Origin of the sequence: Sphingopyxis sp., from assembly GCF_051861155.1 — a bacterium.
GTDB lineage: Bacteria > Pseudomonadota > Alphaproteobacteria > Sphingomonadales > Sphingomonadaceae > Sphingopyxis.
This window is the reverse complement of the sequence record NZ_JBHYDE010000002.1, coordinates 22,839-48,672: the sequence shown is the minus strand read 5'-3', so window position 1 is coordinate 48,672 and position 25,834 is coordinate 22,839. Positions and strand designations below refer to the sequence as shown.

Here is a 25,834-nt window from a genome sequence, read left to right as displayed (position 1 = left end):
GCTCGCAGCGTAGCGCAAGGCCGACGGGCCCCACCCGCTGCGACTAAGCCAGCAAGCTGGCAAGTCTCGCTGCCCTCCCCCGAAGGGGAGGGGCTGAAGAGGTGCAATTACGCCGCCCGCCGCACCCGCCCGCGCGCCGGGGTCGCCGTCTTCGGCCCGATCAGCGTGTCCATATCGATCGCCTCGGCAAATTTCACCCCGACGCGGTTGCCCGCCGACCAGCGCGCCTCGGCGCTGAACGCCTGATCGGCGCCGAACTCCAGCGTCAGCGCGGTTCCCGGCGGCACGTTCCACAACCCCTCGACCAGCGCGCCGCGCGGTGACATGTTGCGGACGATCGCTTCATATTGATAACCGCCGCTTGCCACCTGGATCGTGCGAAAAATGGTCAGTCGCGGTTCGCGCGCGCTCTTGTATCCCCGCGCCTCGGCCCGCCCGCCGCCTTCGCGCAGCAGCGCCAGCACCTCGGCCAAGTCCATCGGACGCCCATAGATATAGCCCTGGACATGGCTGCACCCGAGCCCGCGGATCAGCGCCAGATCGTCGTGTGTCTCCACCCCCTCGGCAGTTGTTTCCATGTTGAGCGCGGTGGCCAGACCGACGATCGACGAGATGATCGCGGCGTTCATGCTGCTGGGGTCGGCCGCGCCGAGGACAAAGCTCTGGTCGATCTTGATCTTGTCGAACGGTGCTTTCTTCAGATAGCCGAGCGCCGAATATCCGGTGCCGAAATCGTCGAGCGCCAGCCGCACCCCGGTGCGTTTCAATTTCTGGAACATCGCGAGATTTTCGGGGCTCTCGTCGAGGAACACCCCTTCGGTAATCTCCAGCTCAAGCTGTTCGGGGCGGATCCCCGCCGCCGACACCGCGCTCAGGATCGTCGCGGGCAGTTTTTCATTGGCGAACTGGCGCGGCGAGACGTTGACCGCGACGCGGTAACCGGGACCGAGCAGCGCGATGCTCGCGCAGGCGGTACGGATGATCCACTCGCCGATCGGCACGATCAGATTCGATTCCTCGGCGATCGGAATGAATTTCGACGGGCTGATCATCCCCTCGGTCGCGTGGTGCCAGCGGATCAGCGCCTCGAACCCGGTGATCCGTTCGCTGCCGACGTCGACGATCGGCTGATAGAGCAGCCGCAGCTCGTCCTTGACCAGCGCGTCGCGCAGCGCGTCCTCGATCGCCTTGCGCTCGCTCGCCTGGTTGTGCATCGCGTCGGCATAGAAACGATAGACGCCGCGCCCTGCATCTTTGGCGGCGTAGAGCGCGAGGTCGGCGTTGCGGACCAGCGCCGATGCCGACACCCCCTGCCCGTCCGACACCGCGATGCCGACCGAACAACCGATCCGCACTTGCTCGCCCTCGATCGAAAAGGGCTTGGCGAGGCTGAGGATGATCGCATTGGCGATCCCGGCGAGCTTTTCGGGCTGGCTGAGCTGCGGCACGACGATCTGGAACTCGTCGCCGCCCAGCCGCCCGACCTGCCCCTTGTCGCCGACGATCTGGGTCAGCCGCCCGGCGACCTGTTGCAGCAACTGGTCGCCCACCGGATGGCCCAGCGTGTCGTTCACCGCCTTGAACCGGTCGAGATCCATCAGCAGCAGCGCGCAGGGTTGCGGCTGGCCGATATGATTCTTGAGGGCGCGTTCGAGCAGGTCGGTGATATGACGCCGATTGGCGAGGCCGGTCAGCGTGTCGTAACGCGCCAACTGGTTGATCTCGCGCTCCGAGCGTTTCTTGTCGGTCAAATCGGTGCCGCTACCGCGAAACCCCTGAAAATTGCCGAGCGCATTGCTGATCGGCTGGCCCGAAATCGACCACCAGCGTTCCTCGCCCGCGACCGCGGCCTGCACCGTCAATTCCTTGAACGGCGTGCGCGACGACAGGCTGAAACCAAGCGTGCGCTCCTCATTCTCGTCGTTGCCGATGCGCTTGCGGATGATGTCGGTGAACGGTCGGCCGACCAGGTCGGACGGCGCCTGTCCCAGCCGCGCGGCGACGGTCGCCGAAATATAGACGAGCTGGCCGTGGCGGTCGGTTTCCCAGAACCAGCCGCGCCCGGCGCGTTCGAAATCGCGCATCAGGTTGAGCGCGCGCTGCTGATCGCTGATCGACAGCCGCCGCGCGCGCGTCGCCCGGCGCTGGTGGCGGATGTCCTCGCGCATCATCACGATCAGCAGGCCCAGGAAGACAAACCCCGCGACCGCGAACGGCCATGATGCGATGCCGATTGCGCCGCCCAATGCGGTCGCCCCGGCAAAGGCGAAAAAGGCGGGCCGGACGATCGCGACCGCCGATGCGGCGACCAGCAGCGACCCGATCTGGATCGCGGTAAAGGCATCAAAGGTGTGACGGCCGTCGGGCACTGCGATCGCCGCGAACATCGCAGCGGCATTGAGCAGGCTGCCGAGCGCGATCAGCCCGGTCCCCACCATCACGAGCGGGCGCAATCTTCGCTGCAACCATGGGCGCGGTCGGCGCATCGCCTGACCCAAAATCGTCAGCACCAGGTCGCAAAACAGGCCCGTCGCCATCACCAGCCATTGCGACGGGTGGGCCAGAAAACCGGCGACCCCCGGCACGAACGCAAAGGTGAGGAAGGTCAGAACGCGGCCGATCAGTACATAATGCCACAGCTGCGCCACGCGCAGCAGGCGCGTCACGAACTCGGGCGAATCGAACATCGATTCTCCCATCGTCAACTCGCCCGCCCCCGGCCGGATGATGTTACGCCGAACCCCCAATTTCCCGCTTGTCCTGCTCGTCTGGTCCACCCGGTTCAGTGGCCAAATAGGAGTTGCCAAATCCTTACCACGGCGCAGCCGTTAACCCCGTTCTTGTGCCATTATGGACGCTATTCCGTTTCGCATCGCAACTTGTTATAGCATGTCCATGCCTGCCGTCCGCCTGCTCCCACCCGATCGCTTTTTCGACCGCAGCCAATGGGCGGCGATCACCGCCGCGTCACGCTGGCGCGGAATCTGGCTGGTCGCGCATGCGTGGATCGTCAGCATCGCGCTGGTCGGGGTGGCGGCATGGTCGCAAAACCCCGCCGCCTGGGCCGTCGCGATCGTCTTTGTCGGCGGGCGCCAGCTCGGCCTCGCCATCCTGATGCACGATGCGGCGCACGGTCTGTTGCACCCGGTGCGCAAGACCAACAATTTCCTCGGCCAATGGCTGACCGGCGCCGCGGTCGGATCGGACCTGATCGCCTATCGCACCTACCATCTTCAGCATCACAAATTCACCCAACAGGCCGAAGACCCCGACCTGGCGCTGTCGAAGCCCTTTCCGACCACCCGCGCCAGCCTGGGCCGCAAGATACTGCGCGATCTGACCGGCCAGACCTTTTTCAAACAGCGCCTGGCACAATTCGGCTTCGCGATCGTCGGGCTGAAAGCGATGCTGCGCGGCGAACAGGCCGAAAAGGGCCGCGCCAGCACCACCGCCGGAACGCCGTTCAACAAGCAGTCTGACGACGGCATGACGTCACCCCCGGTCGATCTCGCAGGCGCGATGGCGGTGGCGCGTGCGGTCGGGCGGTTCCTACTCGTCCAGGCGGTGCTGCTCGCCGCCTCGCTCGCGCTTTATGGCTGGACGCCCTACCTGCTCTGGCTCGCGGGGCTGGCGACGACCTTCCAGCTATATCTCCGCATCCGCAACATCGCCGAACATGCGTGCACCACAACCGGCAGCGACGATCCGTTCACCCATGCCCGCACCACCCACGCCGGCTGGCTCGCCCGCGCGACGGTTGCGCCATATTGGGTGAATTATCACTCCGAGCACCATCTGTTCATGGGGGTGCCCTGTTATCGGCTGGCCGAGGTGCATGCGATGCTCGGCCGCGCCGGGCGGCACGACGCAATGACGATCGCGCCCGGCTATGCCGCGGTGCTGCGGCAGGTGACCGCCAGGGGTTAGCTGCGCTCCTGCGCGACGAAGCGCACCCCGGCGCGGTCCTTTACCGTCGTTTCCGGGTCAAAGATCATTCCGTTCATCGCGATATAGACCCCGGGTGGCAAGATCTGCGCCGCCGCCAGCGCAAAGCCGACGTTGAATTCGGCATCGCTGGCGCGCACCGACGCGGGCTGCATCGCGCCCGTCATCACGATCGTCTTGCCCGCAATCCCCGCCAGCGCGCGGCCGGTGACGACCATCGTGTCGGTGCCGTGGGTCACCAGGACATGCGCGGCTTCGCTGCTCTCGACCGCCGCGCGGATCGCCGCGCGGTCGGCATCGTCCAGCTCCAGACTGTCCTTGCGCATCAGCTGCGTCACCCGGTGCGGGACATGGACATTATTCTCGCGCAGCAGGTCGGGAATCGCGGCGGGACCGATCTGGAACTCGGACAAGGCGTCGAAATAGACTTTGTCGATCGTCCCGCCGGTGGTGAAAATTTCGATCATGCCGTTTAAGCCAAAGCCTCGGCAATCAACCGCCGCGTATTGTCGATCCCGAACAGCGCGATAAAGCTGCCCATCCGCGGCCCGGCGCTCGATCCCAGCAGCGTTTCGTACAGCGCCTTGAACCAATCGCGCAGATTTTCAAAGCCATAGGCTTCGTTCTTGCCAATCTCATACACGATGTTCTGGATGTCGTCGGCTCCGGCGTCGGCGGGCAGCGCCGCCAGCTTAGCGTCGAGTTCGGCCAGCGCCGCGCCCTCGCCGCCCACCGGCTTGCGGCGGTTCAGCGTCGGCGCGACATAATCGCGGTTATACGCCATCGCATTGTCGATCAGCCGGTCGAGCTCGGGGTAGGTCGCGGCATCGGCGCCGTCGACATATTGGCCCAGGTAGCGCCAGATCTGGTCCTTCGACGCGTCCGCCCCCATCACCCCGACCAGATTGAGCAGCAAGCCAAAGGTCACCGGCAAGTCGGTGGCCGGAACATCCTGCCCGCGCGCGACATGGACGTGATGCACCGGATTGCCGAGCTTCTTGTCGGCATCCTGCGCCGGGTAATTGCCACGCATCTGCAGATATTCATCGACCGCCTTGGGAATCACCCCGATATGCAACTGCTTCGCCGCCTTGGGCTCGCGATAGGCGAAGAAGGCCAGACTCTCTTCGCTGCCATAGTCGAGCCATTGCTCGAGACTGAGGCCATTGCCCTTCGACTTCGAGATCTTCTCGCCCTTTTCGTCGAGGAACATCTCGTAAATCAGCCCCTCCGGCTTGCGCCCGCCCAGCGCCTTGGCGATCTTGCCCGACTGGACCCCGCTGTCGGTCAGATCCTTGCCGTACATCTCGTAATCGACGCCGAGGGCGACCCAGCGCATTGCCCAGTCGACCTTCCACTGCAGCTTGGCACCGCCACCCAAAATGCTGTGCGTGATCGTCTGGCCGTCGTCCTCGAACGACACCAACCCGGCATCGGCATCGACGACGGTCACCGGCACCTGCAAGACGACGCCCGACGTCGGGCTGACCGGCAGGATCGGCGAATAGGTCGCGGCGCGCTCGGCACGCAGCGTCGGCAGCATGATGTCGAGAATATCCTGATTGTGGCGCAGGACATTCTTCAACGCGTCGTCGAATGCGCCCGACTTGTAGCGCTCGGTCGAGCTGACAAATTCATATTCAAAGTCAAACCGGTCGAGAAACTCGCGCAGCATCGCATTGTTATGATGTGCAAAACTTTCGAACCTTCCGAACGGATCGGGTACGTCGGTCAGCGGCTTGCCGAGATATTCGGTGAGCATCGCGTGGTTCGGCACATTGTCGGGCACCTTGCGCAGCCCGTCCATATCGTCGCTGAACGCGACGAGCCGCGTCGACGCGCCGGTCATTTGCTCATAGGCGCGGCGCACCATCGTCGTGCGCAGCACTTCGTTGAAGGTGCCGATATGCGGCAACCCGGAGGGACCATAGCCCGTTTCGAACAGCATCGGCGCGCCGCCGGGCTTGCCATCGGGATAGCGTTTGACCAGCTTGCGCGCTTCCTCAAAGGGCCAGGCCTTGGACGCGAGGGCGGCAGCACGAAATTCGGTCACGACAATCTTCCGGTACGCGGGTGGCAGGGGCTCCGCCCTTTCCCGCTTTTGCGCGTTTTTGCAAGCGCGCGATGCGCTGCGATCAGCGCTAGTCGCGCGCCGCCGGGTCGAGCAGGATCGCCACCGACCCGCGTTTGCGCCCGGTATCGACATAGGCGTGCGCCGCCGCGATCGCGTCGAACGCATAGGTGCCATCGACCACCGGACGCAGCACGCCGGACGCGGTCAGATCGGCCAGTTCCTGCACATGCTCAGGCTTTTCGGAGGCAGGACCGGCGATGACCCGCCGCCCTTCGCGCCCCGGCGCCCCGATCGTCGCCAGCATGTCGGGCAGCCCCGCCGCGATCGCCGCAAAGCGACCTTTGGGGCGCAGCAAGGGCAGCGCCTCGCGCGACATCATGCTGCCCGCGGTTTCGAAAATGACATCATAGGCGCCTGGCTCGCCGCGAAAATCGGTGGTCGCATAATCGATCACCGCCCCCGCCCCCAGATCGCGCACCAGATCGGCGTTGCGTGCGCTGCACACCGCGATGACATGCGCGCCGCGATGGCGCGCGAGCTGGACCAGCGCCGATCCCACCGCCCCCGAAGCGCCGACCACCAGCACCCGCTCGCCGGGCTCCACGGCGGCAACCGCGAGGAAATCGAGCGCGGTGCTGCCCCCGAAACACAGCGTCGCGGCCTTGGCAAAGCTGAGGCCCTCGGGCTTAGGCGCGATCGGCCCGGTCTCGGCAATGCAGCGATATTCGGCATGGCACCCCATTTTCCCGCCCGGAAACGCCATCACCGCATCGCCGGGGCGGTAGCGGGTTACGGCCGCGCCGACCGCATCGACGATTCCCGCCATTTCGGTGCCCAAAATCGGTTGCCGCGGGCCGCGAAAACCCAGCCACGGGCGCGCGATGATACCGAGACCGGGAGGAAAGCGCGCGGCGCGAACCCGGCTGTCGGCCGACGTCACCGATGTCGCCATCACCCTCACCCGCACCTCGTCCGCCGCAGGCTCGGGCATCGGGACATCGCGAAATTCCAGCACCTCGGGACCGCCGTAGCGGGGGCAGACAATGGCTTTCATCGGCGAATCCTGACCTTGGGGACGGGGCGGCGCCTTTCTGCATGTTTCGGCGCGCTGCACCAGCTGCCGCCATGTACCGGGGCATCGCCGCCGCGCCAAAACATCGTTACCGAAAAATTTACCATCCGGGGCTTAGCATTATCGCATGAACGATCCGCGCACCCCGCAGCCCCGCCGTCAGGCCCGCACTGCCGTCACCCTCGATGTGACGGTCAACGGTGTGCTCAACTTCGTCGAAGGCCAGATCACCGATCTGTCCGAAGGCGGCGCGCGGATCGATGGCGCCAGCATGCCGGCGCGCTCGCGCTGCGAAATCCATTATGGCGGCCAGGTCACCTATGCGGTGGTCATGTGGTCCGAGGTCGACCGCATGGGCGTGCGTTTCCCTTATGAACTCACCCACGGCCCACTCTACACCGCCCTGAAACGCGCCCGCACCGCGTCGCTGATCGAGCCGTCGCAGATATTCCAGAGCAGTCGGCCCGTCACGTTCGGACGTCGCGGCCTCAACTGATCGTCAGAAGGGCGCGATCGCCACGCCCTCGCGCTCATTGTCCCAGATCATCGCCATGATCCGCCAGCCGCGGTCGGGATCCTTGAACAGCTGGATCGAATTGATCCCGCGCCGTTCGGGGGCCGCATCGTCGAGCGATGCGCGCGCTTCATAGGCGCTCCAGACATGGGCGATATTGCCCAGCACGTCGATCCGCCGCCCGATCTCGATCTCGAAAAAATCATTGGCGGCGAAAAAGGGCGCCGTGTCGCGCACATAATCGGCCAGCCCCATGCTGCGAAACGTCGCCCGCCCGTCGGCGTCGACCCAGGTCCGGATTTGCCGGGCGTCGGGATGAAAGCAACTCGCCTGTCGCGACCAGTCGCGCGGTCCCTTCGGTCCCGAAATCATCGCATACATCTCGTCGACCGCGGCGCCGATCGCCCGTTCTTCGCTCATCTCAGACCATCCCTTCCGCGCCCGATTCCAGGCTTTTGAACCGCCGGTTCTTTTCTTCGCGCCGACACAAAGAAGCAAGCGGTGCTTCGCCTGCCTTGCCGCGTTCGCCTTTTGTCCCTAATCTGGCGCGGTGGCGCCCGATCCCCTCTCCCTTCCCGCAATCCATGCGAGTCATGTCGGCATCTGGATCGCCGACGCGCACGGGCGCGTGCAGCGGGTTGGGCGCGGCGAAGCGATCGCGGCGGTCGCGGCGACCCCGCACCTGCTGCTCAATTCAACGCTGACCGGCGACCGGCTCGGCTATCCCGAACTGTCGGGGCTCGACCTGCTCGAACTCTTCGCTTTCCTCTATCCCGCGCGCTTTGCGGTGCCGACCCCCGCCGGGATTGCCGCGGCGATCGGCGTCACCCCGCCAAAGGCGGAGGACGACATCGCCGCTTCTCTGCCGCAAGCGGCCGCGGCGATGCTGGCCGGGATCGACGATCCCGCGTGGGCGGAACGCGAGGGCGCATGGCACGGAATGCAGGCGCTCGCCCGCCAGCGCTGGCCGTGGGCGCCGCTGGTCCAGCCGCGGCTGACCACCCCCGACGCCAATGAGCGCTGGCTGTTCGCGCGCCTGCCCGAATGGGAGGAAGCGCCACCGCGCCCCGCGCCGCGGCAGGTGCGCATCAATCCCGACGACGTTACCGCGCGGCTGGACCGGCTGACCGGCGACGGTGCCGAACGGCGGCCGGGGCAGCAGGAATATGCCAAAGCGACCGCGACGATCTTCGAACCGCGCGAGCGCAAGGACGCGCCGCAGATGCTCGTCGCCGAGGCAGGAACCGGGATCGGCAAGACGCTCGGCTATCTCGCCCCCGCCAAACAATGGATCGACCAGTCGGCGGGCAACGTCTGCATCTCGACCTTTACCAAGGCGCTGCAACGCCAGCTGTCGCGCGAGACCGAGCGGCTGTACCCCGACGCCGCGACCCACCGCGAAAAGGTCGTCGTGCGCAAGGGGCGCGAAAATTATCTCTGCCTGCTCAATCTGGAGGATGCGTTGCAAGGCGGCTTTTCGGGCCGCGCCGCAATCCTCGCGCAACTGGTCGCGCGCTGGGCCGCCTATACGCGCGACGGCGACATGGTCGGCGGCGATTTGCCCGGCTGGCTGCCCGCGCTGTTCCGCCGCAACGGCACCACCGCGCTGACCGATCGCCGCGGCGAGTGCATCTATGCGGGCTGCCCGCATTTCCGCAAATGCTTCATCGAACGCTCGGCGCGCGCCGCGACGCAGGCCGACATCGTCATCGCCAACCATGCGCTGACGATGGTGCAGGCGGCGCGCCCGCGCGACGGTGGCGCCCCCGCGACGCGGCTGATCTTCGACGAGGGCCATCATCTGTGGGACGCCGCCGATTCGATGTTCGCCGCGGCGCTGACGGGTCAGGAAGCGGTCGAAATCCGCCGCTGGGTGCTCGGGCCAGAGGGCAAATCGCGCGGTCGGCGGCGCGGACTGGCGGCGCGGCTCGCCGATGTCGCAAGCTATGACGAGGCGGGCGAGCGCGCGATTCAGGCCGCGATCACCGCAGCCGCCGAACTGCCCGGCGATGGCTGGCTTGGCCGGCTGGCCGAGAATGATCCGTGGGGCGCGATCGAGCGATTGCTCGCCGCAGTGCGCGGACAGGTGTATGCGCGCGCGGTCGATACCCGCACCGCCGACGCGGGCTATGGCCTCGAAACCGAGCTTGCCGATCCCGACGCCGCGCTGGTCACCGCCGCCGCGGCGGCGAGCGACGCGGTCGAGGCGCTGCTGCGCCCGCTGCTGGCGCTGGGGAAACGGCTCGACGCGCTGGTCGACGATCCGCCCGACTGGCTCGACGGGCAAGCGCGAGCGCGCGTCGACGGCGCGCGCCACAGCCTCGGCACCCGTGTCGATACCCTCGGCGGCTGGCTGTCGCTGCTCGGCCGCGTCGGCGGCCCTGCCAATCCCGATTTTGTCGACTGGCTCGCGATCGACCGATACGACGGGCGCGAGTTCGACACCGGTCTGCACCGCCACTGGCTCGACCCCGCGCGGCCGATCGCCGAAATCGTCTATCGCCCCGCGCAGGGCGTGCTGGTGACGTCGGCGACCTTGCGCAGCGGGCATGGCAGCCAAAATGCGCGGGGGGGCGGCTGGACCGAGGCCGACATCCGCACCGGCGCGCGCCACATGGATGGCGGGGTGCAACATTTCGCCGTCCCCAGCCCGTTCGACTATGCCCGGCAGTCGGAGGTCATCATCGTCACCGACATCGCGCGCGGCGACCTGCCCGCGCTCGCCGGGGCGTACAGCCGGTTGATCGAGGCATCGGGCGGCGGCGCGCTCGGGCTGTTCAGCGCGATAAGGCGGCTGCGCATCGTCCACGCCCGCATCGCCGACCGCCTCGCGCGCGCCGGGTTGCCGCTCTACGCCCAGCATGTCGATCCGCTCGACACCGGCACCCTCGTCGACATCTTCCGCGCCGATCCACACGCCTCGCTGCTCGGCACCGATGCGCTGCGCGACGGGGTCGATGTGCCGGGGGAATCGCTGCGGCAGGTGATCATGGAGGGGGTGCCATGGCCGCGCCCGACGATCCTGCACGCGGCGCGGCGCGCCGCGCAGGGCGGCAGTACCTATGACGACATGGTCATTCGCGGCCGCATCGGCCAGGCGTTCGGCCGCCTGATCCGCCGCGCCGACGATTTCGGCCAGTTTGTCATGTTGTCACCCAGCTTCCCCTCGCGCCTGCTCAGCGCTTTTCCCGAAGGCACCCCGATCCGCCGCCTGCCGCTCGACGAGGCGGTCAATCATGTCGCGGCGGCGAATGTCGAGCGCAGAAAAAGCGCGTTTCCAGCCTTTTCACCGTCATAAGTTTGCGGCACAAGGCCCGTCTGTTCAGGGGACGGCGCAACGGCGCGGGGAGAGATTTTGAAGACTTTGACGATCCTGCGCCACGCCAAATCGGGTTGGGATGTTCAGGTCGAGCGCGATTTCGACCGCCCGATCAACAAGCGCGGTGCCCGCGGCGCCGAACTGATCGGGCAATGGCTGAAGCGTCAGAAGCTGGCCGTCGACCGCATCATCGCCTCGCCCGCGGTGCGCGTCACCGAAACGCTCGACATCTTCCAGCCCGCCGCCGATTTGGGCTCGATCGAACCGCATTGGGACCGCCGCATCTACCTCGCCTCGGCCGCGACCTTGATCGACGTCATCCGCGACACCGGCCGCGATGCCGAACATCTGCTGATTTCGGGGCATAATCCGGGACTTGAGGATCTGATCCTGATGCTCGTCCCGGAATCGGGCGACGACGAACTGCGCGCCGAGGTCGAGGAAAAACTGCCGACGTCGGCCCTCGCCCGGCTCGAACTCGACATCGCCGACTGGCATGAGTTGGACACTGGCATGGCGCGCTTCACCGCCTTCATCCGCCCCCGCGATCTCGACCCGACCTTGGCGCCCGCGATGGATCACGACTGACAGATCATCCTCCCTGTGGCGAAGCCATGGGGCGGATTTCTCTTCATCGTCATCCCGGACTCGATCCGGGAACCATAGCTGCACTGTCGTCATGGATCCCGGATCGAGTCCGGGATGACGAGGGTATCGAAACGACCAATTGCGGGCGCGATCTCTAGAAGCGATTGCTGGCCGTTTCGAAATGCTCGTCGCTCGTCGTCCCTGATCCGTCGTCGTAAAGATAAAGCGTGACGGGACATTTTTGCTGGCTAGCCCAGACTACGGCTTGATGGACCGATACGCCCTCTAATTGGTCGTAATCTACGGCAATCGATACATCGGCTTCAGGCGCTTGGTCGGCATCAGAACAACTATTGTCATGTTCTACGGCTTCGATAATCGCGTTTACAGCTTTCCAGCGATAAACCCGCGTCCTTCGATCAACGATGTTCCAGATCATGCCCGTCGGATAATCTAAACAGAACGCCGCCGCCAGCGATGTCCGCTACCCACCCAAAAAAGCAGACGCCCTTAACCCTGCCAGGAGCACGGCCCCTGCGTCAATCCAGCGCCGCCGCCAATCGCTGCCGCAGCGCGATAAGTGCCGCGACCGGTACGCCGTGCGCCTGCCCCATCGCGCCATTGCCGCTCGCGCGTTCGGTGCGAGTTTCGGCAGTCGGCGCCGCGGCGGCCTTCGTCCCCGGCTCGGACAGCGCCTTGCGCGCACCCTCGACCGTGAACCCCTGCACATGCAGCAGATCATGGATGCGTTCGGCCAGCGCGACATCTTCGGCGCGGTAATAGCGCCGCCGACCCGAACGCTGCAGCGGCTTCAACTGCGAAAAGCGCGTTTCCCAATAGCGCAGGACATGCGTCGGCACGCCGATCCGCTCCGCCAGTTCGCCGATCGCGAGCATTGCGGCGGGCGCCTTGCCTGCGTCCCCGGGCACGTCAAGCCCTGCCATGGCCGAGGTCCGGCGGGTTAACCGGCAACGCGGCCACGCATCGTCTGGCTGGCGCGAAAGGTCATCACGCGGCGCGGCAGGATCGGCACCTCGATGCCGGTCTTGGGGTTGCGCCCCACCCGCTGCGCCTTGTCGCGCAGGACAAAGGTGCCAAAGCCCGAGATTTTGACATTCTGCCCGCCCGCCAGCGCGTCGGACATATGGTCGAGAATCGATTCAACGATCGTCGCCGATTCGTTGCGCGACAGCCCGATCTGCTGGTTGATGCGCGTCGCAATATCGGCTCGCGTAAGCGTTCCTGCGGTCATGATGGTCCCTTCCCCCTCGTGAAGCGAAAATGTTCGAACCGGTCCCGGACAGCCCCCACCGTTACGAGTCCCGTGCCCCTATGTAACAAAAGCGAATTAATCCGCCAAACTGAAACGGATGGAGCGAGGAGTTAATGCGGTGAAGCTGGCGTCAGACGCGCAGGACCGCGGCGCCCCAGGTAAAGCCGCCGCCCATCGCTTCCAGCACCACCAGATCGCCGCGTTTGATCCGCCCGTCGCGCACCGCAAGGTCCAGCGCCAGCGGCACCGATGCGGCCGAGGTGTTGGCATGCTGGTCGACGGTCAGCACAACGCGTTCGACGGGCAGGCCCAGCTTTTTCGCGGTCGCGTCGATGATCCGCTTGTTCGCCTGATGCGGCACGACCCAGTCGATCTGGTCGGGCGACAGCCCGACATCGGCCATCACTTCGCCCAGCACCGACGCCAGATTGGTGACCGCATGGCGGAACACTTCGCGGCCCTGCATGCGGACATGGCCGACGGTGCCGGTGGTCGACGGCCCGCCGTCGACATAGAGCATGCCCGAATATTGGCCCTCGGCGTGGAGCCGTGTCGCCAGGATGCCGCGGTCGTCGTCGACGTCCTGCGCCGACAACACGACCGCCCCGGCGCCATCGCCGAACAACACGCAGGTCGTGCGGTCTTCCCAGTCAAGGATGCGGCTGAAGGTTTCGGACCCGATCACCAGCGCATGTTTGGCGGCGCCGGTGCGCAGCATCGCGTCGGCGACCGACACCGCGTAGAGGAAACCCGAGCAGACCGCGGCAACGTCGAACGCGATACAATCGGGCGCGCCGATCAGCGCCTGCACCTTGGTCGCGCTGGCCGGGAAGGTGTTGTCGGGGGTCGCGGTGGCGACGATGATCAGCCCGATATCCGACGCTTCAAGCCCCGCCGCCGCCAGCGCCTGCTGCGCCGCCGCCGCGCCCAGCGTCGCCGTCGTCTCGTCGGGTTCGGCGATATGGCGAAAGCGGATGCCGGTGCGCTCGACAATCCATTCGTCGCTGGTATCGACGCGCGCCGCCAGCTCGGCGTTCGACACCCGGGTGCGCGGCAGCGCCGAACCGGTGCCGGCCAGGATCGCGCGCAGCGTCATGCCGCGTCGCCGCGGCGGAAATTCGCCAGATCTTCGGTCACCTGTCGCGTGATGTCCTTTTCGATCAACTCGGCGCACAGGTGGACGCAATTGGCGACCCCTTTTGCGTCGGCGCTGCCATGGCTTTTGAGAACGACGCCATTCAGGCCGAGAAACACTGCGCCATTATGATTATTGGGGTCGAGATGGTGGCGCAGCAGCTCGGTCGCGGGGCGCGAGATCAGGAAGCCGATCTTCGAGCGCGTCGAACTGGTAAAGGCGCGGCGTAGCAGGTCGGTGACGAACCGCGCCGTTCCCTCGATCGTCTTGAGCGCAATATTGCCCGAAAATCCGTCGTGGACGATCACGTCGACATCGCCGCGCGACAATTTGTCGCCCTCGATGAAGCCCGCGAACTCCATCGGCAGCCCCTTCGCGGCACGCAGCAGCCCCGCGGCATCGCGAATCTCGTCGGTGCCCTTTAATTCTTCGGTGCCGATGTTGAGCAATGCGACGCGCGGGCGTTCCAGCCCCATCGCGGTGCGCGCATAGGCGGCGCCCATCACCGCAAACTGCGTCAGATTGGTCGCGTCGCATTCGGTGTTGGCGCCAAGGTCGAGCATGACGACATCGTTGTCGCCGAGCGTCGGCAGCAACGCCGCGAGCGCGGGTCGGTCGATCCCCGGCATCGTGCGCAGCGCCAGCTTCGCCATCGCCATCAGCGCGCCGGTATTGCCCGCCGACACCGCGCCGCCGGCATCGCCGCGTTTCACCGCGTCGATCGCCAGCCCCATCGAGGTCGTTTTCGCCTTGCGCAGCGCCTGGCTCGGCTTGTCCTCGCCCGACACCACGCCGTCGGTGTGGATGATGTCCGACGCCGCGCGCAGATTCGGGTGGTTTTCGAGCGCCGCCTTGATCTGCACCTCGTCGCCGACAAGGATGAACCGCAGACCGTCGTGCTTGTGGCGCGCCATCGCAGCGCCGGCGAGCATCATGCGCACGCCGACGTCACCGCCCATCGCATCAATCGCGATTCGCGGTGTCAGTGCCATGTATTTGCGCTCCGGCTAAGGGTCAGGCGCCGACCGACACCACTTCGCGGCCATTATAATGGCCGCAGGCGTTGCAAAGGTTGTGCGGGCGCTTCAGCTCGCCACAGTTGGGGCATTCCTGAAAGGCTTCAACCTTCAGGCTGTCGTGGCTGCGACGCATGCCGCGCTTCGAGGGCGAGGTTTTTCGCTTGGGAACGGCCATGATATTTCCTGCATTCTCAATAGTGTGTCACGAATCGGCTACCCGGATTTGTCATCGCCGTTACCGGAAATGACTGGCCCGCCCGCCGTGCGAAACGCTGTTCCTGCCATATTCTGGCCTGAAGATCGTCCGCCGAAGGGTGCCTCAACGCCAGAAGGTGTCGGGTGCCGGATCGGGCGGGGCTATAGCGTTTTTGCCCGCAAAGGCAAGCCCTGTGGACGACAATGCGGAAGCAAAAGCGTCGCCCTTGCCGATCGCACGGCGCGATGCCACACAACGGCGAGCGCCGGGCGACAACAGCCGTGGCCGAATAGGGGGACGCATATGATAATCTTGCCGATCAGCCTGACGATTGCCGCCGGAGCGGCGCTGCTCAACCTGTGGCTGGCGATCCGTGTTGGCCGCGTGCGCACAAAGGAAAAGATTCTCATCGGCGACGGCGGCAGCGAACTGGTGACGCGGCGGATGCGCGCGCACAGCAATTTTGTCGAAAACACCGCCTTTGTGCTGATCCTGCTCGCGCTCGTCGAACTCGGCCTGGGATCGTCGATGTGGCTGTGGGGCGTCGGCGCGCTCTATCTGGTCGGGCGCATCCTGCACGCGGTCGGCATGGACGGCATGATGTGGGGCCGCATGGCGGGCACCATCATCACCATGCTCACCCAGCTCGGCCTCGCGCTCGGCGCGCTGGCGATCGTCTATCTGACACCGACCCAAATCACGACGACCGAGATCGAGGAAACGATGGTGGTCACGCCGAAGTAAACGCTCCGTCATCCCGGTCTTCGCCGGGATGACAATTTTACTGGCCCAATGCCATATCCCCGACAAACGGGTTAGTCCGCCGCTCGTGCGCGAAATTGCTGTGCGCGCCGTGCCCGGGCAGAAAGGTCGTGTCGCCGCCAAGCGGCCACAATTTCTGGGTGATCGAATCGAGCAATTGCTGGTGGTTGCCGCGCGGAAAATCGGTGCGCCCGATCGATCCCTGAAAAATCACGTCGCCGACGATCGCCAGTTTCGACGGCGCATGATGAAACACGACATGGCCGGGCGTGTGGCCGGGGCAATGAATGACGTCGATGACGAGGTTGCCGACGGTGACCGCATCGCCATCGACCAGCCAGCGATCGGGCTCGAACACCTCGCCGACCATGCCGAACCGCGCGCCGTCTTCGGCAAAGGCTTCGATCCAGAACCGGTCGTCCTCATGCGGCCCCTCGATCGGCACGCCCAGCTCCTTCGCCAGCATTCCCGCCTGCCCGCAATGGTCCATATGGCCGTGGGTCACCAGGATCTTCTCGACCTCGACCCCGGCCTGGCGCACCGCCTCTTTCAGTTTGGGCAGGTCGCCGCCCGGATCGACGAAGGCGGCCTTGTTCGTTTCGGTGCACCAAAGGAGGGTGCAATTCTGCTGAAAGGCGGTGACCGGCACGATCGCCGCGCGCATCGGGGGGGTGGGAGCGTTCATGCCCGGTGATGTGGGGAAAAGCGGTGCAAATGGCAAGCCGCCCCCGCGCATCGGCGCCGGTTTGACCGGGCGGCGCGACCGCCCTATTCCTTGGTGCCATGACCGACGCTTTTCTTCACGGTACCGTGCATGTCGCAGACACGGATATGCAGGCTGCGCTAACATCCGATGCAGCGACGCTAGCGCTGTGGGAAAGCCTGACCGCGCTCGGCCGCAACGAATTCATCTGCTGGGTCGACGATGCCAAACAGGCGAAAACGCGCGCGCGCCGAATCGAACGGACGGTGGAGGAGCTGCACGAAGGGAAAAAGCGGCCGTGCTGCTGGGTCGGGTGCATCCACCGCACCGACAAGGCGCCGAGCCGCTGGCAACAGGCGGTGCTGATCGACAAGAAGGCGAAGTAGCGCGCCTCAGCGTGCTAAAGAGCCTCCGCCTCCCCAAGCGAAGATGAGGGGATGCGGGTTCATTTAGAAGTCGTGTGCCGGTCTCAGCGCAGCGTCATCGTGTCGCCTTCGACATTCACCGCATCCAGCTTCGACAAATAGCTTTGGCCGAGCAGCGACACGCCCATGTCGGCGTCGATGACCGCCGCCTGCACCTGCCGCACTTCCAGGCCGTCGACCTCGACGCTGTCGAGCATCACCGTGCGCATCGGAATGTCGCCGCCCGCGGTGCGCGCGGTGCCGCTGACCGGCAGGCTGTCGACGTCGATCCCGATCGCTTCGGCATCGCGCCGTGTCAACGCGATGATCGACGCGCCGCTGTCGACCATCATCCGGATATTGGTGCCGTCGATATTGGTGTCGGCGTAAAAATGCGAATCGCCCGATCGACCCAGCCGCACCTCGCCGCCCGCCGAACGCGGCTTGCTGTCCGAGGAATCCCAGCCGCCGCGGCTGCGCTGCGTCGTCCAGTTGCTGTGGTCGCCCGCCTCGGCAGCAGCGCGGGCGTCGCTGCCCGGCGCGCGGCTGGCGACGCCCGCCATGCCGATCGATACCACCGCGATGGCCGCGGCCAGACCAAGGAAACGCCCGAACATGGCGCCGCTTGTCGCAAAATTGGGTTGGGGATTGGTTAAGCAGGCGGCTGTTCGATGAACGCCCGCCACGTCGGGGTATCGCCGCGTATGCTGTAAGCGATCCGCGCACAAGCATAGGGGCGATCCGCCCGATTGTCGGCATCGGCCGCGGTCGCCGGCCATTGGCCGCCAGCGCCGCCCGCCGACCAGCATACAAGCGCCTCCGCCTCTTGCCCCGCCTCGATCGCGCTGCGCTCATCCGCGCTCAGCGACGCAGGCGCGCTCCAGCCCAGAATCGCGCGGTTTGCAAACCCCTTCGAAAAAAAGGCATGGCGGAAGGGGCTATCGCCGTCGCGGAGCAAGCCAGCGACCCGCGCGCGCTCTTCGGCAGCCAGCCATTGCCCGCCCAGCAAAGGCACCCAGCGCGCCTCATCGCGCGACCGCAGCGCCGCCGCCAGCTCGTCCGCGGCCGCGGCAAAGCGCGGTGTCCACGCCGAATCGGCAGCGAGTGGGACGAGCTGCGCGAGCGGCGCGGGCGCATCGGCCTCGACCGACAATAATGGCGCAGGGGCACCGGTCTCGGTCGCGAGAGCGGGTGTGGCGAGTGCGGCAACGAGCGCCGACGAAATCAGGAAAGCGCGCATGACCGGACTATAGCAGACATCGCGGCGTCTGTCAGGCGCTCGCCGGCACCAGTGCACCGCGCATCCATCGCGGCGCGGTGGCGGCGGCGATGCTCTCAACCCGGCGATGCTCGACCGACCAGCCGAGTTCGGGATAGGCGATCATCTGCCGCTTTTCGTCGGCTTCGGCGATCGGCACCACGACCAGCCGCCGATTGACCTTTTGCCGCCAGTTCATCCGCGCGGTGTTTTCCTGTCCGACGTAGCAGCCCTTGGTAAAGCTGACCCCATTCAATTCGGCGGCGTTGCATTCGAGCCACAAGGTCGCACCGTCGCCGAGTTCGGCGCGACCTTCGGTCACGCCCAGCGCGAGCCGGTGGGCGCGCCAGGCATCATCGGCTCCCGCTTCCCCCGCCGCCGGGGCCAGCCAGCGCTGGCCGAGTTCGGGCAGCCGCGGATCGACGACGCCGACGTCGCCGCCGGGTGCCCAATGAACGCACAAAACAGGCTCGCGTTCGATCGTAATCGCGCGGCGGAGGCGATAGAGGGTCAGGCGTTTGGCCAGATCGCCCGCGGCATCGCGCTCGCAGTCGATCAGGATGTCGTCACCGTCGGCCCAGATCAGGAAATCGAACAGCGCCTTGCCCTGCGCGGAGAGCAGCGCCGCCCACACCGGCAGGTCGCCCGACGTGTCGTTGGTGACCAGCCCTTGCAGGAAGCCGCGGACATCGTCGCCCGACAGGCGGATCAAAGCGCGGTTGATGAGGGTGGTATTGGCCATGGCGATAATCTAGGGACGCGGCAGCCAAAACCAAGCACCATTTCACCCGCGAGAACCGCATGACCGACCGCCTGACGATCCGCCGCCCCGACGACTGGCACGTTCACCTGCGCGACGGCGCGATGCTGACCCACGTCGCGCGCTACACAGCGCGCCAATTTGCCCGCGCGATCGTCATGCCCAATCTGTCGCCGCCGGTGACGACCGCTGAGGAAGGTCGCGCGTACCGCGACCGGATCAACGCCGCGGTCCCCGCCGATCTCGACTTCACCCCGCTGATCGTCGCCTATCTGACCGACGCCACCGACGCGGACGAGATCGCGCGCGGCCATGCCGAGGGGGTGTTCACCGCCGCCAAACTCTACCCCGCCCACGCCACCACCGGCAGCGCGCATGGGGTCACCGACGTCGCCAACATCATGGGGGTGCTCGAACGGATGCAGGCCATCGGCATGCCACTGCTGATCCACGGCGAGGTCACCGACCATGACGTCGACATTTTCGACCGCGAGGCGGTGTTCATCGAGCGCACCTTGGAGCCGCTCGTCCGCGCCCTGCCCGCGCTCAAGATCGTGTTCGAACATATTACGACGGCGGAGGCGGCGCAGTTCGTCGCCGACGCCCCGGCCAATGTCGCCGCGACGATCACCCCGCAGCATCTTCACATCAACCGCAACGCGATGCTCGTCGGCGGCATCCGCCCGCACGCCTATTGCCTGCCCGTCGCCAAGCGCGAACATCACCGCCTCGCGGTGCGCGCCGCCGCGACTTCGGGCTCGCCCAAATTTTTCCTCGGCACCGACAGCGCCCCGCACGCGGTGCACACCAAGGAAGCCTCATGCGGCTGCGCGGGCATCTTCAACGCCCCCTTCGCGCTCGAAAGCTATATCACCGCGTTCGATCAGGATGGCGCGCTCGACCATTTCGAAGGTTTCGCCAGCGAGCATGGACCGAATTTCTACGGCCTGCCGCTCAATGAGGGCATGGTGACGCTGGAACGTGCGCCGGTGACCGTGCCCGATCGTTGCGGCGAGGTGGTGCCGTTCCACGCAGGCGAGACGCTGGGCTGGCGGCTGGCAACTTAACCCGTCGCCCCCGCGAAGGGCGTTTCAGAGTCACGTGCCTCTAAACGCGGCCGCTAGCGCCCGCAGCCAAAGAAGATGCGAAGACCTCTTGCAGCCCCCGCCTTCGCGGGGGCGACGAGATTTAGGCCACCGCCACCATCCGCTCCGCGCGCATCTTGCGCCACATATCGAAGCTGAACACCGCGATGCTGATCCAGATCAGCAGGAAACAGAACAGCTGCGCGGGCTTCAGCGGTTCGTTGAATACGAACAGCCCAAGCAAGAATGCGATGCTCGGCGCCAAGTACTGGACGAACCCCAGCGCCGCGTAGCTCATCCGCCGCGCCGCGGTCGCAAACAGCAACAGCGGCACCGCGGTCACCACCCCGGCCGCCGCGAGCAACCAGCTGATGTCACCGCCCGACCCGAATCCGCGCCCATCGCCGATCGACAGATAATAGCCCGCCGCTGCCAGCGACAGTGGCAATAACAGCGTCGTCTCGATCGCAAGGCCCGGCAGTGACCCGACCGGCACGATCTTTCGGAGCAGCCCATAGGTGCCGAAACTCAGCGCCAGCGTCAGGCTGATCCACAGCGTGTCGAGCGCCCCCGCGAGCAGGATCGCGACGCCAATCCCGGCAATCACCACCGCGACCGCCTGCAACCGCGACAATCGTTCGCCAAGGAAGATCATGCCGAGCAGCACATTGACCAACGGGTTGAGGTAATAGCCGAGGCTCGCCGCCAGCACATGGTCGGTGAACACCGCGTGGATATAGACCAGCCAGTTGAGCGCGATCAGCAGCGAACTGGCGAGCAGCAGGCGCAGCACGCGCCAATCCTTCAGCGCTGCGAGATAATCGCCGATCTGGCGCCGGAACGCCATGATGACGAAACACAGCGGTAGCGACCAGAGAATGCGCTGCGCCAGCACCTCGACCGGCGGCACCGTTTCCAGCAGCTTGAAGAACAGCGGGACAAAGCCCCAGATCGCATAGGCGCCCAGCGCATAGGGCAAGCCGCGCTGCGGGGTCGCCGCGGGGGCGGTCGGCTGATTCATGGGGAGAAACCTGCCTTTCGGCCGAAAATCAGATGATGCCGCCGCCCAGCATCAGGCGGATCACGCCGATGACGATCACGACGATGTTCAGATTGCGTCCGCTGGTGCTGCTCGACATCGCCCCCAGCGCGAGCCCGACCACGGCAAACGGTACGATCACCCAATTCGCCCAGCCGAGCAGCGGGATGAAGGCAAAAACGGCCAAAACCAAAGCGATGGCACCGATAACGAGCGAAGCGATGTTGAGCATGACCCAAGTGTCGCACGCCGCCGCCGACGCGGCAAGACCCTTTCGGTTCATCGATGATAACGCTCGGTTCGTCTTGTTGCTTCCCGTTCATGCAACGCGATCCGGGGATGGCTCGTTTTCCCGTCGAAGCGCCCAGAGCCGTCCAGGCGGCACAAGGCGCGGCACCAGGAAAGGATATAAGATGCGTAGTTTCAACAAAGGCCTGATGGGCGCCTTGGCCGCCGCCAGCGTCGCGCTGACCGCCCCGGCCTATGCCGGCATCGCGGCACCGGCCAAGGCCGAAGGCTTTCATCAGCTCGAACAATCGAGCGGCTTTCACAAGCGCAAGAAGCGTCATTACCATGACCAGCGCGTCAGTGCCGATACGCGGATCTGGCGCGACGGTGACGGTCGTTATCGCTGCAAGCGCGACAATGGCACCACCGGCCTGCTGATCGGCGGCGCCGTCGGCGGCCTCGCCGGCAACGAAATCGCCGGTCGCGGCGACAAGCTGCTCGGCACCGTGCTCGGCGCCGCCGGTGGCGCGCTGCTCGGCCGCGAGATCGACCGCGACAAATATCGCTGCCGCTAAGCGATAGAGACCCCGTTACGGGTGTGGGTCCGAGACCCCTCCGCCCGCACGCGTGATGGAGAGGGCGTCAACCTGGTCGTTGGCGCCCTCAACATCGTGCGCGCCATTCTTGGGGCTTGTCCCCCCGAACGTCTTGCCGCAGAAGCGATCCTCCTGACTTCGGGAGAGGATCATCATGCTCAACGGCCCCCTGCTCGTCACCCAGCGCCTCATCCTGCGCCCGCCCGCAACCGAAGATTTCGACGCCTTCGCCGAAATGTGCGCTGAACCCGACACGATGCGCTTCATCGGCGGCACCTGCCCGCGCGCTTCGGCGTGGCGGATGTGGTGCACGCTCGCCGGAGCCTGGCACATTCGCGGCTTTTCGATGTTCTCCGTGATCGAGCGCGAGAGCGGCGAATGGGTCGGGCGGCTCGGCCCCTGGGAACCCGACGGCTGGCCCGCGCCCGAGATCGGCTATGGCGTCCGCGCCAAATTCGCCGGCAAGGGCTATGCCTTTGAAGGCGCGGTCGCCGCGTGCGATTTTGCGGTCGAATTCCTGAAATGGCCCGAACTGATGCACAGCATCGACCCCGCCAACACCCGATCGCAGGCTCTGGCGGCCCGGCTCGGCGCGACCAACAGCGGCCCGACCCGCCTGCCCGCACCGTTCGAGGACGCACCGGTCGATGCGTGGGTGCAAAGCGCCGACGCGTGGCGGGTCAAGCGCAAGGACTTCCTGCCATGACCGATCAGCATATCGACCCCGAACGCGCGCAATTCGATGCGTTCAAGGCGCTGCCGCGCGACACGGTAATCCACATGCTCAACCTGGTCCGTTTCAAGGCCGCGGCGACCTACCCCGCCGATCATCCGCTCGCGGGCCAGGCGCTGACCGGGGCGGAAGCCTACGCCCATTATGGCACCGACAGCGGGTCGGTGTTCCAGCGCGTCGGCGGCCGGATCGTATGGCGCGGGACGATGGAAGCGATGGCAATCGGCCCTGCCAACGAGCGTTGGGACGCCATGTTCATCGCCGAATATCCCACCAGCGCGGCGTTTCTGGAAATGGTCACCGACCCCGTTTACCGACAAGCGGTGATCCACCGCCAGGCCGCGGTCGCGACCTCGCGGCTGATCCGCTGCAACCCGAAAGCGTCTCGCTCCGAGACAGTTTTCGGCTAACAAAGTCTTACCCGTTAACGCATTTTCTTTGCGCCTTTTTAACCAGGATCGGGCAATCCGGGTCAAAGATTAAGGGAGTGTTAGCGATGATGTTGCGCGGAAAATGGCTGATCACCGGCCTGCTGATGGCGGCGGCACCGCTCGCCGGTTGCCGGGACAATCCCGAAGCCAAGTCCGAACTCGCCCCGCTCGACGACGGGCTGACCAGCGCCGACCCGGCGGTCAAAGGCTCGCTTGAAGACAAGATCATGGTCGACCCCAAGCTCGCCGGCCAGTCGAACCAGAATGCCGTCGGCCCAGGCAACAAACCTGTCGACGGCGGGGTTCCCGGCGTGTCGGGCGGCAAGGCCGCGACCGCCGCCGAAGCCGCCGCGGCGCAGGCCGCGGGCAAATTGCTGACCGCCCCCAAGGCGCTGCCGTTCGAGGCTGGCTGCGACGGCTGCGACACCAAACAGCGCCCGGTAACCATCGGCGCGCTCGCGCGCGACCAATCGAAGGGCGCGTGCGACGCCAAGCTGACCTATGGCAATCAATGGGCCGACCGCCTGCCCGCCGCGTTCAAACTCTATCCGCGCGCCACGCTGCGCGAAGCCGCGGGCATCGCTGGTGGCAAGTGCAACATCCGCGTCGTCAATTTTCAGACCGCGGCGTCGATCCAGGGCGTGCTCGACTATTACCACACCATGGCAGTCCGCGCCGGCTACACCAGCGACCACCGCGTCAACGGCAGCGAACATATGCTGGGCGGCACCAAGGGCGACCTTGCCTATGTCATCATGGCACGCCGCGACGGTGGCATGACCGACGTCGACCTGGTGGCGTCGGGCGGGAAATAATATGGATCCTCCCTGCGGCGAAGCCATGGGGAGGAAACCAACAAAAAAGGCCCCGGTTTCCCGGGGCCTTTTTCTTATCGGACGAACAATTCGTCAGACCTTGTTGCCAAGCGCGCCTTCGACCTTGCCCTTCAAATTCTGGGCCTCGCCCTTGCGCTCCTGCGCTTCGCCTTCCTGGCGCAGACGCTCGTTGTCGGTCGCCTTGCCAATCGCCTGTTTGGTGTTGCCAGCGGCTTCGTTGGCTAGACCTTTGGCCTTTTCGGTGAGTTCACCCATGGAATTTCTCCTTGCTATTGGCCGAGGCGACGCTGCCTCTTGTCCAACCAACGGGCCATCAGCGCCAATGTTCCGCGCGTCCGACAAACTGTTCTGAAAAAAGGGTAATTGACCTGCGGCCCAAAGCAGGTTGAATGTCGGCATGCCATTTTCACGCCCGATCATGATCGCCGCAACCGTGCTGCTGCTCACCCCCGCTGGATTCGCCCAGCCCGCGCCGTCGCAAGCCGCTCCGCAAATGCAGCTGCGCGGCCTGACCGATGACGAGGCAAAGGCGCTGATCGCGAAAGTCGCTGACGCGCAGGCAAAGGTAAAAAAGAAGGACCAAGTCTTTTTCGAGCTGCTCTCAGGCGCGCCCGCATCTTATCCGATGACCCGCATCGCCCCGCGCGACGCCTTTCTCCGGCTGCCGCTCGCCAAGACATTCAGCGTCGAGCGCAAAACGACCGACAACAAGCTCTGGCAACCCTATCGGATCGTCGTGCTGCCCGATGGTCCCGGCAAATTGCTGTGGGATGTCGAAGTCGTGCTGGGCAGCAATGGTCAGATCGAACGGGTCGAAATGTTCTACCGCCCGCCCGCGCCGTTCTGATCGGCTCAGATCAACCCCGCCAGCGGGCTCGATGGGTCGGCATATTTGCGCAGCCCCATCCGCCCCGACAAATAGGCATCGCGCCCCGCCTCGACCGCCAGCTTCATCGCGCGGGCCATGCGGATCGGATCCTTGGCTTCGGCGATCGCGGTGTTCATCAGCACCCCGTCGCAACCGAGTTCCATCGCCACCGCCGCGTCGCTTGCGGTGCCAACGCCCGCATCGACCAGCACCGGCACCGATGCGCCCTCGACGATCAGGCGGATCGTCACGCGGTTCTGGATGCCCAGGCCCGACCCGATCGGCGCCCCCAGCGGCATCACCGCAACCGCGCCCGCATCCTCCAGCTGTTTCGCGGCGATCGGATCGTCGACGCAATAGACCATCGGCAGGAAGCCCTCTTTCGCGAGCACTTCAGTCGCCTCCAGCGTCTCGCGCATATTGGGATAAAGCGTCTTGGCCTCGCCCAACACTTCCAGCTTCACCAGATCCCAACCGCCCGCCTCGCGCGCCAGCCGCAGCGTGCGGATCGCGTCGTCGGCATTAAAGCAGCCCGCGGTGTTGGGCAGGTAGGTGATCTTCTTGGGATCAATATAGTCGGTGAGCATCGGCGCGGTCGGGTCCGACACATTGACCCGGCGAACCGCGACGGTGACGATCTCCGCCCCCGACGCCGCGACAGCGGCCGCATTCTGCTCAAAATCCTTATACTTGCCGGTTCCGACAATCAGCCGTGACGTGAAAGTCCGCCCGGCAACGCTCCAACTGTCGGTCAACAACCGCCTCCTACAAAATGTACGATTTCCAAGGCATCACCCTCGGCGAGCGCGATGTCGGCCAGCGTCGAGCGCGGCACGATTTCGCGGTTGCGCTCGACCGCGACCTTTTTGACGTCGAGGCCCAGCGAGGCGACAAGGTCGGCGATGCTGCCTTCGCGCACCTGCCTTGGATCACCGTTGAGGATGACAGAAATCACCGCGTACCCGCCTTGCTTTGCCTTTTGCCGAGCAGCCCATA

At 65.6% G+C, this 25,834-nt stretch carries 32 protein-coding genes; 12 read left to right on the top strand and 20 right to left on the bottom strand.

Annotated features, from left to right (window positions below; translation table 11 throughout):
- Window positions 1–107: 107 nt before the first annotated feature.
- Entirely contained in the window at window positions 108–2,687 is a 2,580-nt protein-coding gene (locus ACTIFP_RS03630) for an EAL domain-containing protein (RefSeq protein WP_439567354.1), read from the bottom strand.
- 202 nt (window positions 2,688–2,889) lie between these two features.
- Between ACTIFP_RS03630 and ACTIFP_RS03625 the strand changes: the two genes are divergently transcribed.
- Window positions 2,890–3,927, top strand: coding sequence for a fatty acid desaturase family protein (locus ACTIFP_RS03625; protein WP_439567353.1), 1,038 nt, complete (start codon window positions 2,890–2,892; stop codon window positions 3,925–3,927).
- Here the strand turns inward: ACTIFP_RS03625 and ACTIFP_RS03620 are convergent.
- The 3 genes from ACTIFP_RS03620 to ACTIFP_RS03610 all read right to left on the bottom strand — a co-directional run bounded on the left by ACTIFP_RS03620 (window position 3,924) and on the right by ACTIFP_RS03610 (window position 7,073).
- Window positions 3,924–4,412, bottom strand: coding sequence for an asparaginase domain-containing protein (locus ACTIFP_RS03620; protein WP_439567352.1), 489 nt, complete (start codon window positions 4,410–4,412; stop codon window positions 3,924–3,926). The two genes, ACTIFP_RS03625 and ACTIFP_RS03620, sit on opposite strands and share 4 nt — an antisense overlap.
- A 5-nt stretch (window positions 4,413–4,417) precedes the next feature.
- Complete coding sequence (locus tag ACTIFP_RS03615) at window positions 4,418–5,998, bottom strand: lysine--tRNA ligase (protein ID WP_439567351.1); 1,581 nt, start codon at window positions 5,996–5,998, stop codon at window positions 4,418–4,420.
- Window positions 5,999–6,086: 88 nt separating this feature from the next.
- Complete coding sequence (locus tag ACTIFP_RS03610; protein ID WP_439567350.1) at window positions 6,087–7,073, bottom strand: NAD(P)-dependent alcohol dehydrogenase; 987 nt, start codon at window positions 7,071–7,073, stop codon at window positions 6,087–6,089.
- A gap of 145 nt (window positions 7,074–7,218) precedes the next feature.
- Here ACTIFP_RS03610 and ACTIFP_RS03605 point away from each other — a divergent pair, with 145 nt between their 5' ends.
- The gene (locus ACTIFP_RS03605; protein WP_439567349.1) at window positions 7,219–7,587 is read left to right on the top strand and encodes a PilZ domain-containing protein; all 369 of its coding nucleotides are present in this window, start codon (window positions 7,219–7,221) and stop codon (window positions 7,585–7,587) included.
- Window positions 7,588–7,590: 3 nt separating this feature from the next.
- On the opposite strand, the gene ACTIFP_RS03600 is transcribed toward ACTIFP_RS03605, so the two are convergent.
- Window positions 7,591–8,025, bottom strand: a complete 435-nt coding sequence (locus ACTIFP_RS03600) for a hypothetical protein (RefSeq protein WP_439567348.1) — start codon at window positions 8,023–8,025, stop codon at window positions 7,591–7,593.
- Window positions 8,026–8,155: 130 nt separating this feature from the next.
- On the opposite strand from ACTIFP_RS03600, the gene ACTIFP_RS03595 reads away from it, so the two are divergent.
- Entirely contained in the window at window positions 8,156–10,903 is a 2,748-nt protein-coding gene (locus tag ACTIFP_RS03595) for an ATP-dependent DNA helicase (RefSeq protein WP_439567347.1), read from the top strand.
- A gap of 57 nt (window positions 10,904–10,960) precedes the next feature.
- Window positions 10,961–11,512, top strand: coding sequence for a SixA phosphatase family protein (locus ACTIFP_RS03590; protein WP_439567346.1), 552 nt, complete (start codon window positions 10,961–10,963; stop codon window positions 11,510–11,512).
- Between the two features lie 154 nt (window positions 11,513–11,666).
- Here the strand turns inward: ACTIFP_RS03590 and ACTIFP_RS03585 are convergent, their stop codons facing one another.
- From ACTIFP_RS03585 to rpmF, 6 genes are all read right to left on the bottom strand, one after another.
- Window positions 11,667–11,951 carry a hypothetical protein gene (locus ACTIFP_RS03585; RefSeq protein ID WP_439567345.1) on the bottom strand — a complete coding sequence of 95 codons (285 nt, stop codon included), beginning with the start codon at window positions 11,949–11,951 and terminating at the stop codon, window positions 11,667–11,669.
- A 100-nt stretch (window positions 11,952–12,051) separates the two neighbouring features.
- Window positions 12,052–12,456 carry a MerR family transcriptional regulator gene (locus tag ACTIFP_RS03580; RefSeq protein WP_439567344.1) on the bottom strand — a complete coding sequence of 135 codons (405 nt, stop codon included), beginning with the start codon at window positions 12,454–12,456 and terminating at the stop codon, window positions 12,052–12,054.
- Window positions 12,457–12,473: 17 nt separating this feature from the next.
- Window positions 12,474–12,764, bottom strand: a complete 291-nt coding sequence (locus ACTIFP_RS03575; RefSeq protein WP_439567343.1) for an integration host factor subunit alpha — start codon at window positions 12,762–12,764, stop codon at window positions 12,474–12,476.
- A gap of 151 nt (window positions 12,765–12,915) precedes the next feature.
- Complete coding sequence (locus ACTIFP_RS03570) at window positions 12,916–13,881, bottom strand: beta-ketoacyl-ACP synthase III (RefSeq protein WP_439567342.1); 966 nt, start codon at window positions 13,879–13,881, stop codon at window positions 12,916–12,918.
- The gene (plsX, locus tag ACTIFP_RS03565; protein WP_439567341.1) at window positions 13,878–14,912 is read right to left on the bottom strand and encodes a phosphate acyltransferase PlsX; all 1,035 of its coding nucleotides are present in this window, start codon (window positions 14,910–14,912) and stop codon (window positions 13,878–13,880) included. Before plsX ends, ACTIFP_RS03570 begins: the two co-directional genes overlap by 4 nt.
- Window positions 14,913–14,934: 22 nt before the next feature.
- Window positions 14,935–15,114 (bottom strand): 50S ribosomal protein L32, encoded by a 180-nt coding sequence (gene rpmF / locus ACTIFP_RS03560; protein WP_011541714.1) that lies wholly within the window; start codon window positions 15,112–15,114, stop codon window positions 14,935–14,937.
- 324 nt (window positions 15,115–15,438) lie between these two features.
- On the opposite strand from rpmF, the gene ACTIFP_RS03555 reads away from it, so the two are divergent.
- Complete coding sequence (locus ACTIFP_RS03555) at window positions 15,439–15,879, top strand: MAPEG family protein (RefSeq protein WP_439567340.1); 441 nt, start codon at window positions 15,439–15,441, stop codon at window positions 15,877–15,879.
- 37 nt (window positions 15,880–15,916) lie between these two features.
- Here ACTIFP_RS03555 and ACTIFP_RS03550 read toward each other — a convergent pair whose 3' ends face one another.
- Window positions 15,917–16,582 carry an MBL fold metallo-hydrolase gene (locus tag ACTIFP_RS03550; protein ID WP_439567339.1) on the bottom strand — a complete coding sequence of 222 codons (666 nt, stop codon included), beginning with the start codon at window positions 16,580–16,582 and terminating at the stop codon, window positions 15,917–15,919.
- Between the two features lie 98 nt (window positions 16,583–16,680).
- Between ACTIFP_RS03550 and ACTIFP_RS03545 the strand changes: the two genes are divergently transcribed.
- On the top strand, window positions 16,681–16,986 hold the full coding sequence (locus tag ACTIFP_RS03545; RefSeq protein WP_439567338.1) for a YdeI/OmpD-associated family protein: 306 nt from the start codon (window positions 16,681–16,683) through the stop codon (window positions 16,984–16,986).
- Window positions 16,987–17,069: 83 nt separating this feature from the next.
- Here ACTIFP_RS03545 and ACTIFP_RS03540 read toward each other — a convergent pair whose 3' ends face one another.
- Genes ACTIFP_RS03540 through ygfZ form a run of 3 tightly spaced genes read right to left on the bottom strand, consistent with a single transcriptional unit; the run spans window position 17,070 to window position 19,004 of the window.
- Window positions 17,070–17,621 carry a retropepsin-like aspartic protease family protein gene (locus ACTIFP_RS03540; RefSeq protein WP_439567337.1) on the bottom strand — a complete coding sequence of 184 codons (552 nt, stop codon included), beginning with the start codon at window positions 17,619–17,621 and terminating at the stop codon, window positions 17,070–17,072.
- Between the two features lie 35 nt (window positions 17,622–17,656).
- Window positions 17,657–18,244 (bottom strand): hypothetical protein, encoded by a 588-nt coding sequence (locus tag ACTIFP_RS03535; RefSeq protein ID WP_439567336.1) that lies wholly within the window; start codon window positions 18,242–18,244, stop codon window positions 17,657–17,659.
- Between the two features lie 31 nt (window positions 18,245–18,275).
- Window positions 18,276–19,004, bottom strand: a complete 729-nt coding sequence (gene ygfZ / locus ACTIFP_RS03530; protein WP_439567335.1) for a CAF17-like 4Fe-4S cluster assembly/insertion protein YgfZ — start codon at window positions 19,002–19,004, stop codon at window positions 18,276–18,278.
- A gap of 59 nt (window positions 19,005–19,063) precedes the next feature.
- Between ygfZ and pyrC the strand changes: the two genes are divergently transcribed.
- Window positions 19,064–20,089, top strand: coding sequence for a dihydroorotase (gene pyrC / locus ACTIFP_RS03525; protein WP_439567334.1), 1,026 nt, complete (start codon window positions 19,064–19,066; stop codon window positions 20,087–20,089).
- Window positions 20,090–20,210: 121 nt separating this feature from the next.
- Here the strand turns inward: pyrC and rarD are convergent, their stop codons facing one another.
- The gene (gene rarD, locus ACTIFP_RS03520; RefSeq protein WP_439567333.1) at window positions 20,211–21,128 is read right to left on the bottom strand and encodes an EamA family transporter RarD; all 918 of its coding nucleotides are present in this window, start codon (window positions 21,126–21,128) and stop codon (window positions 20,211–20,213) included.
- Between the two features lie 28 nt (window positions 21,129–21,156).
- Window positions 21,157–21,378, bottom strand: coding sequence for a hypothetical protein (locus ACTIFP_RS03515; RefSeq protein ID WP_293704331.1), 222 nt, complete (start codon window positions 21,376–21,378; stop codon window positions 21,157–21,159).
- Between the two features lie 181 nt (window positions 21,379–21,559).
- Between ACTIFP_RS03515 and ACTIFP_RS03510 the strand changes: the two genes are divergently transcribed.
- The 4 genes from ACTIFP_RS03510 to ACTIFP_RS03495 all read left to right on the top strand — a co-directional run bounded on the left by ACTIFP_RS03510 (window position 21,560) and on the right by ACTIFP_RS03495 (window position 23,949).
- A complete protein-coding gene (locus ACTIFP_RS03510) occupies window positions 21,560–21,949 on the top strand; it encodes a glycine zipper 2TM domain-containing protein (protein ID WP_439567332.1) in 390 nt (129 codons plus the stop codon).
- 175 nt (window positions 21,950–22,124) lie between these two features.
- Window positions 22,125–22,676, top strand: coding sequence for a GNAT family N-acetyltransferase (locus ACTIFP_RS03505; RefSeq protein ID WP_439567331.1), 552 nt, complete (start codon window positions 22,125–22,127; stop codon window positions 22,674–22,676).
- A complete protein-coding gene (locus ACTIFP_RS03500) occupies window positions 22,673–23,113 on the top strand; it encodes a DUF1330 domain-containing protein (protein ID WP_439567330.1) in 441 nt (146 codons plus the stop codon). The genes ACTIFP_RS03505 and ACTIFP_RS03500 overlap by 4 nt, the downstream gene beginning before the upstream one ends.
- 86 nt (window positions 23,114–23,199) lie before the next feature.
- The gene (locus ACTIFP_RS03495) at window positions 23,200–23,949 is read left to right on the top strand and encodes a hypothetical protein (RefSeq protein ID WP_439567329.1); all 750 of its coding nucleotides are present in this window, start codon (window positions 23,200–23,202) and stop codon (window positions 23,947–23,949) included.
- 93 nt (window positions 23,950–24,042) lie between these two features.
- On the opposite strand, the gene ACTIFP_RS03490 is transcribed toward ACTIFP_RS03495, so the two are convergent.
- Window positions 24,043–24,225 carry a CsbD family protein gene (locus ACTIFP_RS03490; RefSeq protein ID WP_137752951.1) on the bottom strand — a complete coding sequence of 61 codons (183 nt, stop codon included), beginning with the start codon at window positions 24,223–24,225 and terminating at the stop codon, window positions 24,043–24,045.
- 163 nt (window positions 24,226–24,388) lie between these two features.
- Here ACTIFP_RS03490 and ACTIFP_RS03485 point away from each other — a divergent pair, with 163 nt between their 5' ends.
- A complete protein-coding gene (locus ACTIFP_RS03485) occupies window positions 24,389–24,817 on the top strand; it encodes a hypothetical protein (RefSeq protein ID WP_439567328.1) in 429 nt (142 codons plus the stop codon).
- A 5-nt stretch (window positions 24,818–24,822) separates the two neighbouring features.
- Here the strand turns inward: ACTIFP_RS03485 and ACTIFP_RS03480 are convergent, their stop codons facing one another.
- Complete coding sequence (locus ACTIFP_RS03480; RefSeq protein WP_366652625.1) at window positions 24,823–25,593, bottom strand: thiazole synthase; 771 nt, start codon at window positions 25,591–25,593, stop codon at window positions 24,823–24,825.
- Window positions 25,590–25,793 carry a sulfur carrier protein ThiS gene (thiS, locus tag ACTIFP_RS03475; RefSeq protein ID WP_439567327.1) on the bottom strand — a complete coding sequence of 68 codons (204 nt, stop codon included), beginning with the start codon at window positions 25,791–25,793 and terminating at the stop codon, window positions 25,590–25,592. Before thiS ends, ACTIFP_RS03480 begins: the two co-directional genes overlap by 4 nt.
- Window positions 25,794–25,834 lie beyond the last annotated feature (41 nt).

Excerpts from the sequence above, each read along its gene's own strand:
- ACTIFP_RS03575 (WP_439567343.1), bottom strand. The coding sequence starts at position 12,764 with ATGACCGCAGGAACGCTTACGCGAGCCGATATTGCGACGCGCATCAAC.
- ACTIFP_RS03540 (WP_439567337.1), bottom strand. The coding sequence starts at position 17,621 with ATGTTCGGGCGTTTCCTTGGTCTGGCCGCGGCCATCGCGGTGGTATCG.
- ygfZ (WP_439567335.1), bottom strand. The coding sequence starts at position 19,004 with ATGGCCAATACCACCCTCATCAACCGCGCTTTGATCCGCCTGTCGGGC.
- ACTIFP_RS03515 (WP_293704331.1), bottom strand. The coding sequence starts at position 21,378 with ATGCTCAACATCGCTTCGCTCGTTATCGGTGCCATCGCTTTGGTTTTG.
- rpmF (WP_011541714.1), bottom strand. The coding sequence starts at position 15,114 with ATGGCCGTTCCCAAGCGAAAAACCTCGCCCTCGAAGCGCGGCATGCGT.
- ACTIFP_RS03600 (WP_439567348.1), bottom strand. The coding sequence starts at position 8,025 with ATGAGCGAAGAACGGGCGATCGGCGCCGCGGTCGACGAGATGTATGCG.
- rarD (WP_439567333.1), bottom strand. The coding sequence starts at position 21,128 with ATGAATCAGCCGACCGCCCCCGCGGCGACCCCGCAGCGCGGCTTGCCC.
- ACTIFP_RS03605 (WP_439567349.1), top strand. The coding sequence starts at position 7,219 with ATGAACGATCCGCGCACCCCGCAGCCCCGCCGTCAGGCCCGCACTGCC.
- ACTIFP_RS03485 (WP_439567328.1), top strand. The coding sequence starts at position 24,389 with ATGATCGCCGCAACCGTGCTGCTGCTCACCCCCGCTGGATTCGCCCAG.
- plsX (WP_439567341.1), bottom strand. The coding sequence starts at position 14,912 with ATGGCACTGACACCGCGAATCGCGATTGATGCGATGGGCGGTGACGTC.
- ACTIFP_RS03545 (WP_439567338.1), top strand. The coding sequence starts at position 16,681 with ATGACCGACGCTTTTCTTCACGGTACCGTGCATGTCGCAGACACGGAT.
- ACTIFP_RS03580 (WP_439567344.1), bottom strand. The coding sequence starts at position 12,456 with ATGGCAGGGCTTGACGTGCCCGGGGACGCAGGCAAGGCGCCCGCCGCA.
- ACTIFP_RS03490 (WP_137752951.1), bottom strand. The coding sequence starts at position 24,225 with ATGGGTGAACTCACCGAAAAGGCCAAAGGTCTAGCCAACGAAGCCGCT.
- ACTIFP_RS03630 (WP_439567354.1), bottom strand. The coding sequence starts at position 2,687 with ATGTTCGATTCGCCCGAGTTCGTGACGCGCCTGCTGCGCGTGGCGCAG.
- ACTIFP_RS03585 (WP_439567345.1), bottom strand. The coding sequence starts at position 11,951 with ATGATCTGGAACATCGTTGATCGAAGGACGCGGGTTTATCGCTGGAAA.
- ACTIFP_RS03555 (WP_439567340.1), top strand. The coding sequence starts at position 15,439 with ATGATAATCTTGCCGATCAGCCTGACGATTGCCGCCGGAGCGGCGCTG.
- pyrC (WP_439567334.1), top strand. The coding sequence starts at position 19,064 with ATGACCGACCGCCTGACGATCCGCCGCCCCGACGACTGGCACGTTCAC.
- ACTIFP_RS03495 (WP_439567329.1), top strand. The coding sequence starts at position 23,200 with ATGATGTTGCGCGGAAAATGGCTGATCACCGGCCTGCTGATGGCGGCG.
- ACTIFP_RS03500 (WP_439567330.1), top strand. The coding sequence starts at position 22,673 with ATGACCGATCAGCATATCGACCCCGAACGCGCGCAATTCGATGCGTTC.
- ACTIFP_RS03510 (WP_439567332.1), top strand. The coding sequence starts at position 21,560 with ATGCGTAGTTTCAACAAAGGCCTGATGGGCGCCTTGGCCGCCGCCAGC.
- ACTIFP_RS03610 (WP_439567350.1), bottom strand. The coding sequence starts at position 7,073 with ATGAAAGCCATTGTCTGCCCCCGCTACGGCGGTCCCGAGGTGCTGGAA.
- ACTIFP_RS03625 (WP_439567353.1), top strand. The coding sequence starts at position 2,890 with ATGTCCATGCCTGCCGTCCGCCTGCTCCCACCCGATCGCTTTTTCGAC.
- ACTIFP_RS03535 (WP_439567336.1), bottom strand. The coding sequence starts at position 18,244 with ATGCGCGCTTTCCTGATTTCGTCGGCGCTCGTTGCCGCACTCGCCACA.
- ACTIFP_RS03620 (WP_439567352.1), bottom strand. The coding sequence starts at position 4,412 with ATGATCGAAATTTTCACCACCGGCGGGACGATCGACAAAGTCTATTTC.
- ACTIFP_RS03505 (WP_439567331.1), top strand. The coding sequence starts at position 22,125 with ATGCTCAACGGCCCCCTGCTCGTCACCCAGCGCCTCATCCTGCGCCCG.
- ACTIFP_RS03550 (WP_439567339.1), bottom strand. The coding sequence starts at position 16,582 with ATGAACGCTCCCACCCCCCCGATGCGCGCGGCGATCGTGCCGGTCACC.
- ACTIFP_RS03570 (WP_439567342.1), bottom strand. The coding sequence starts at position 13,881 with ATGACGCTGCGCGCGATCCTGGCCGGCACCGGTTCGGCGCTGCCGCGC.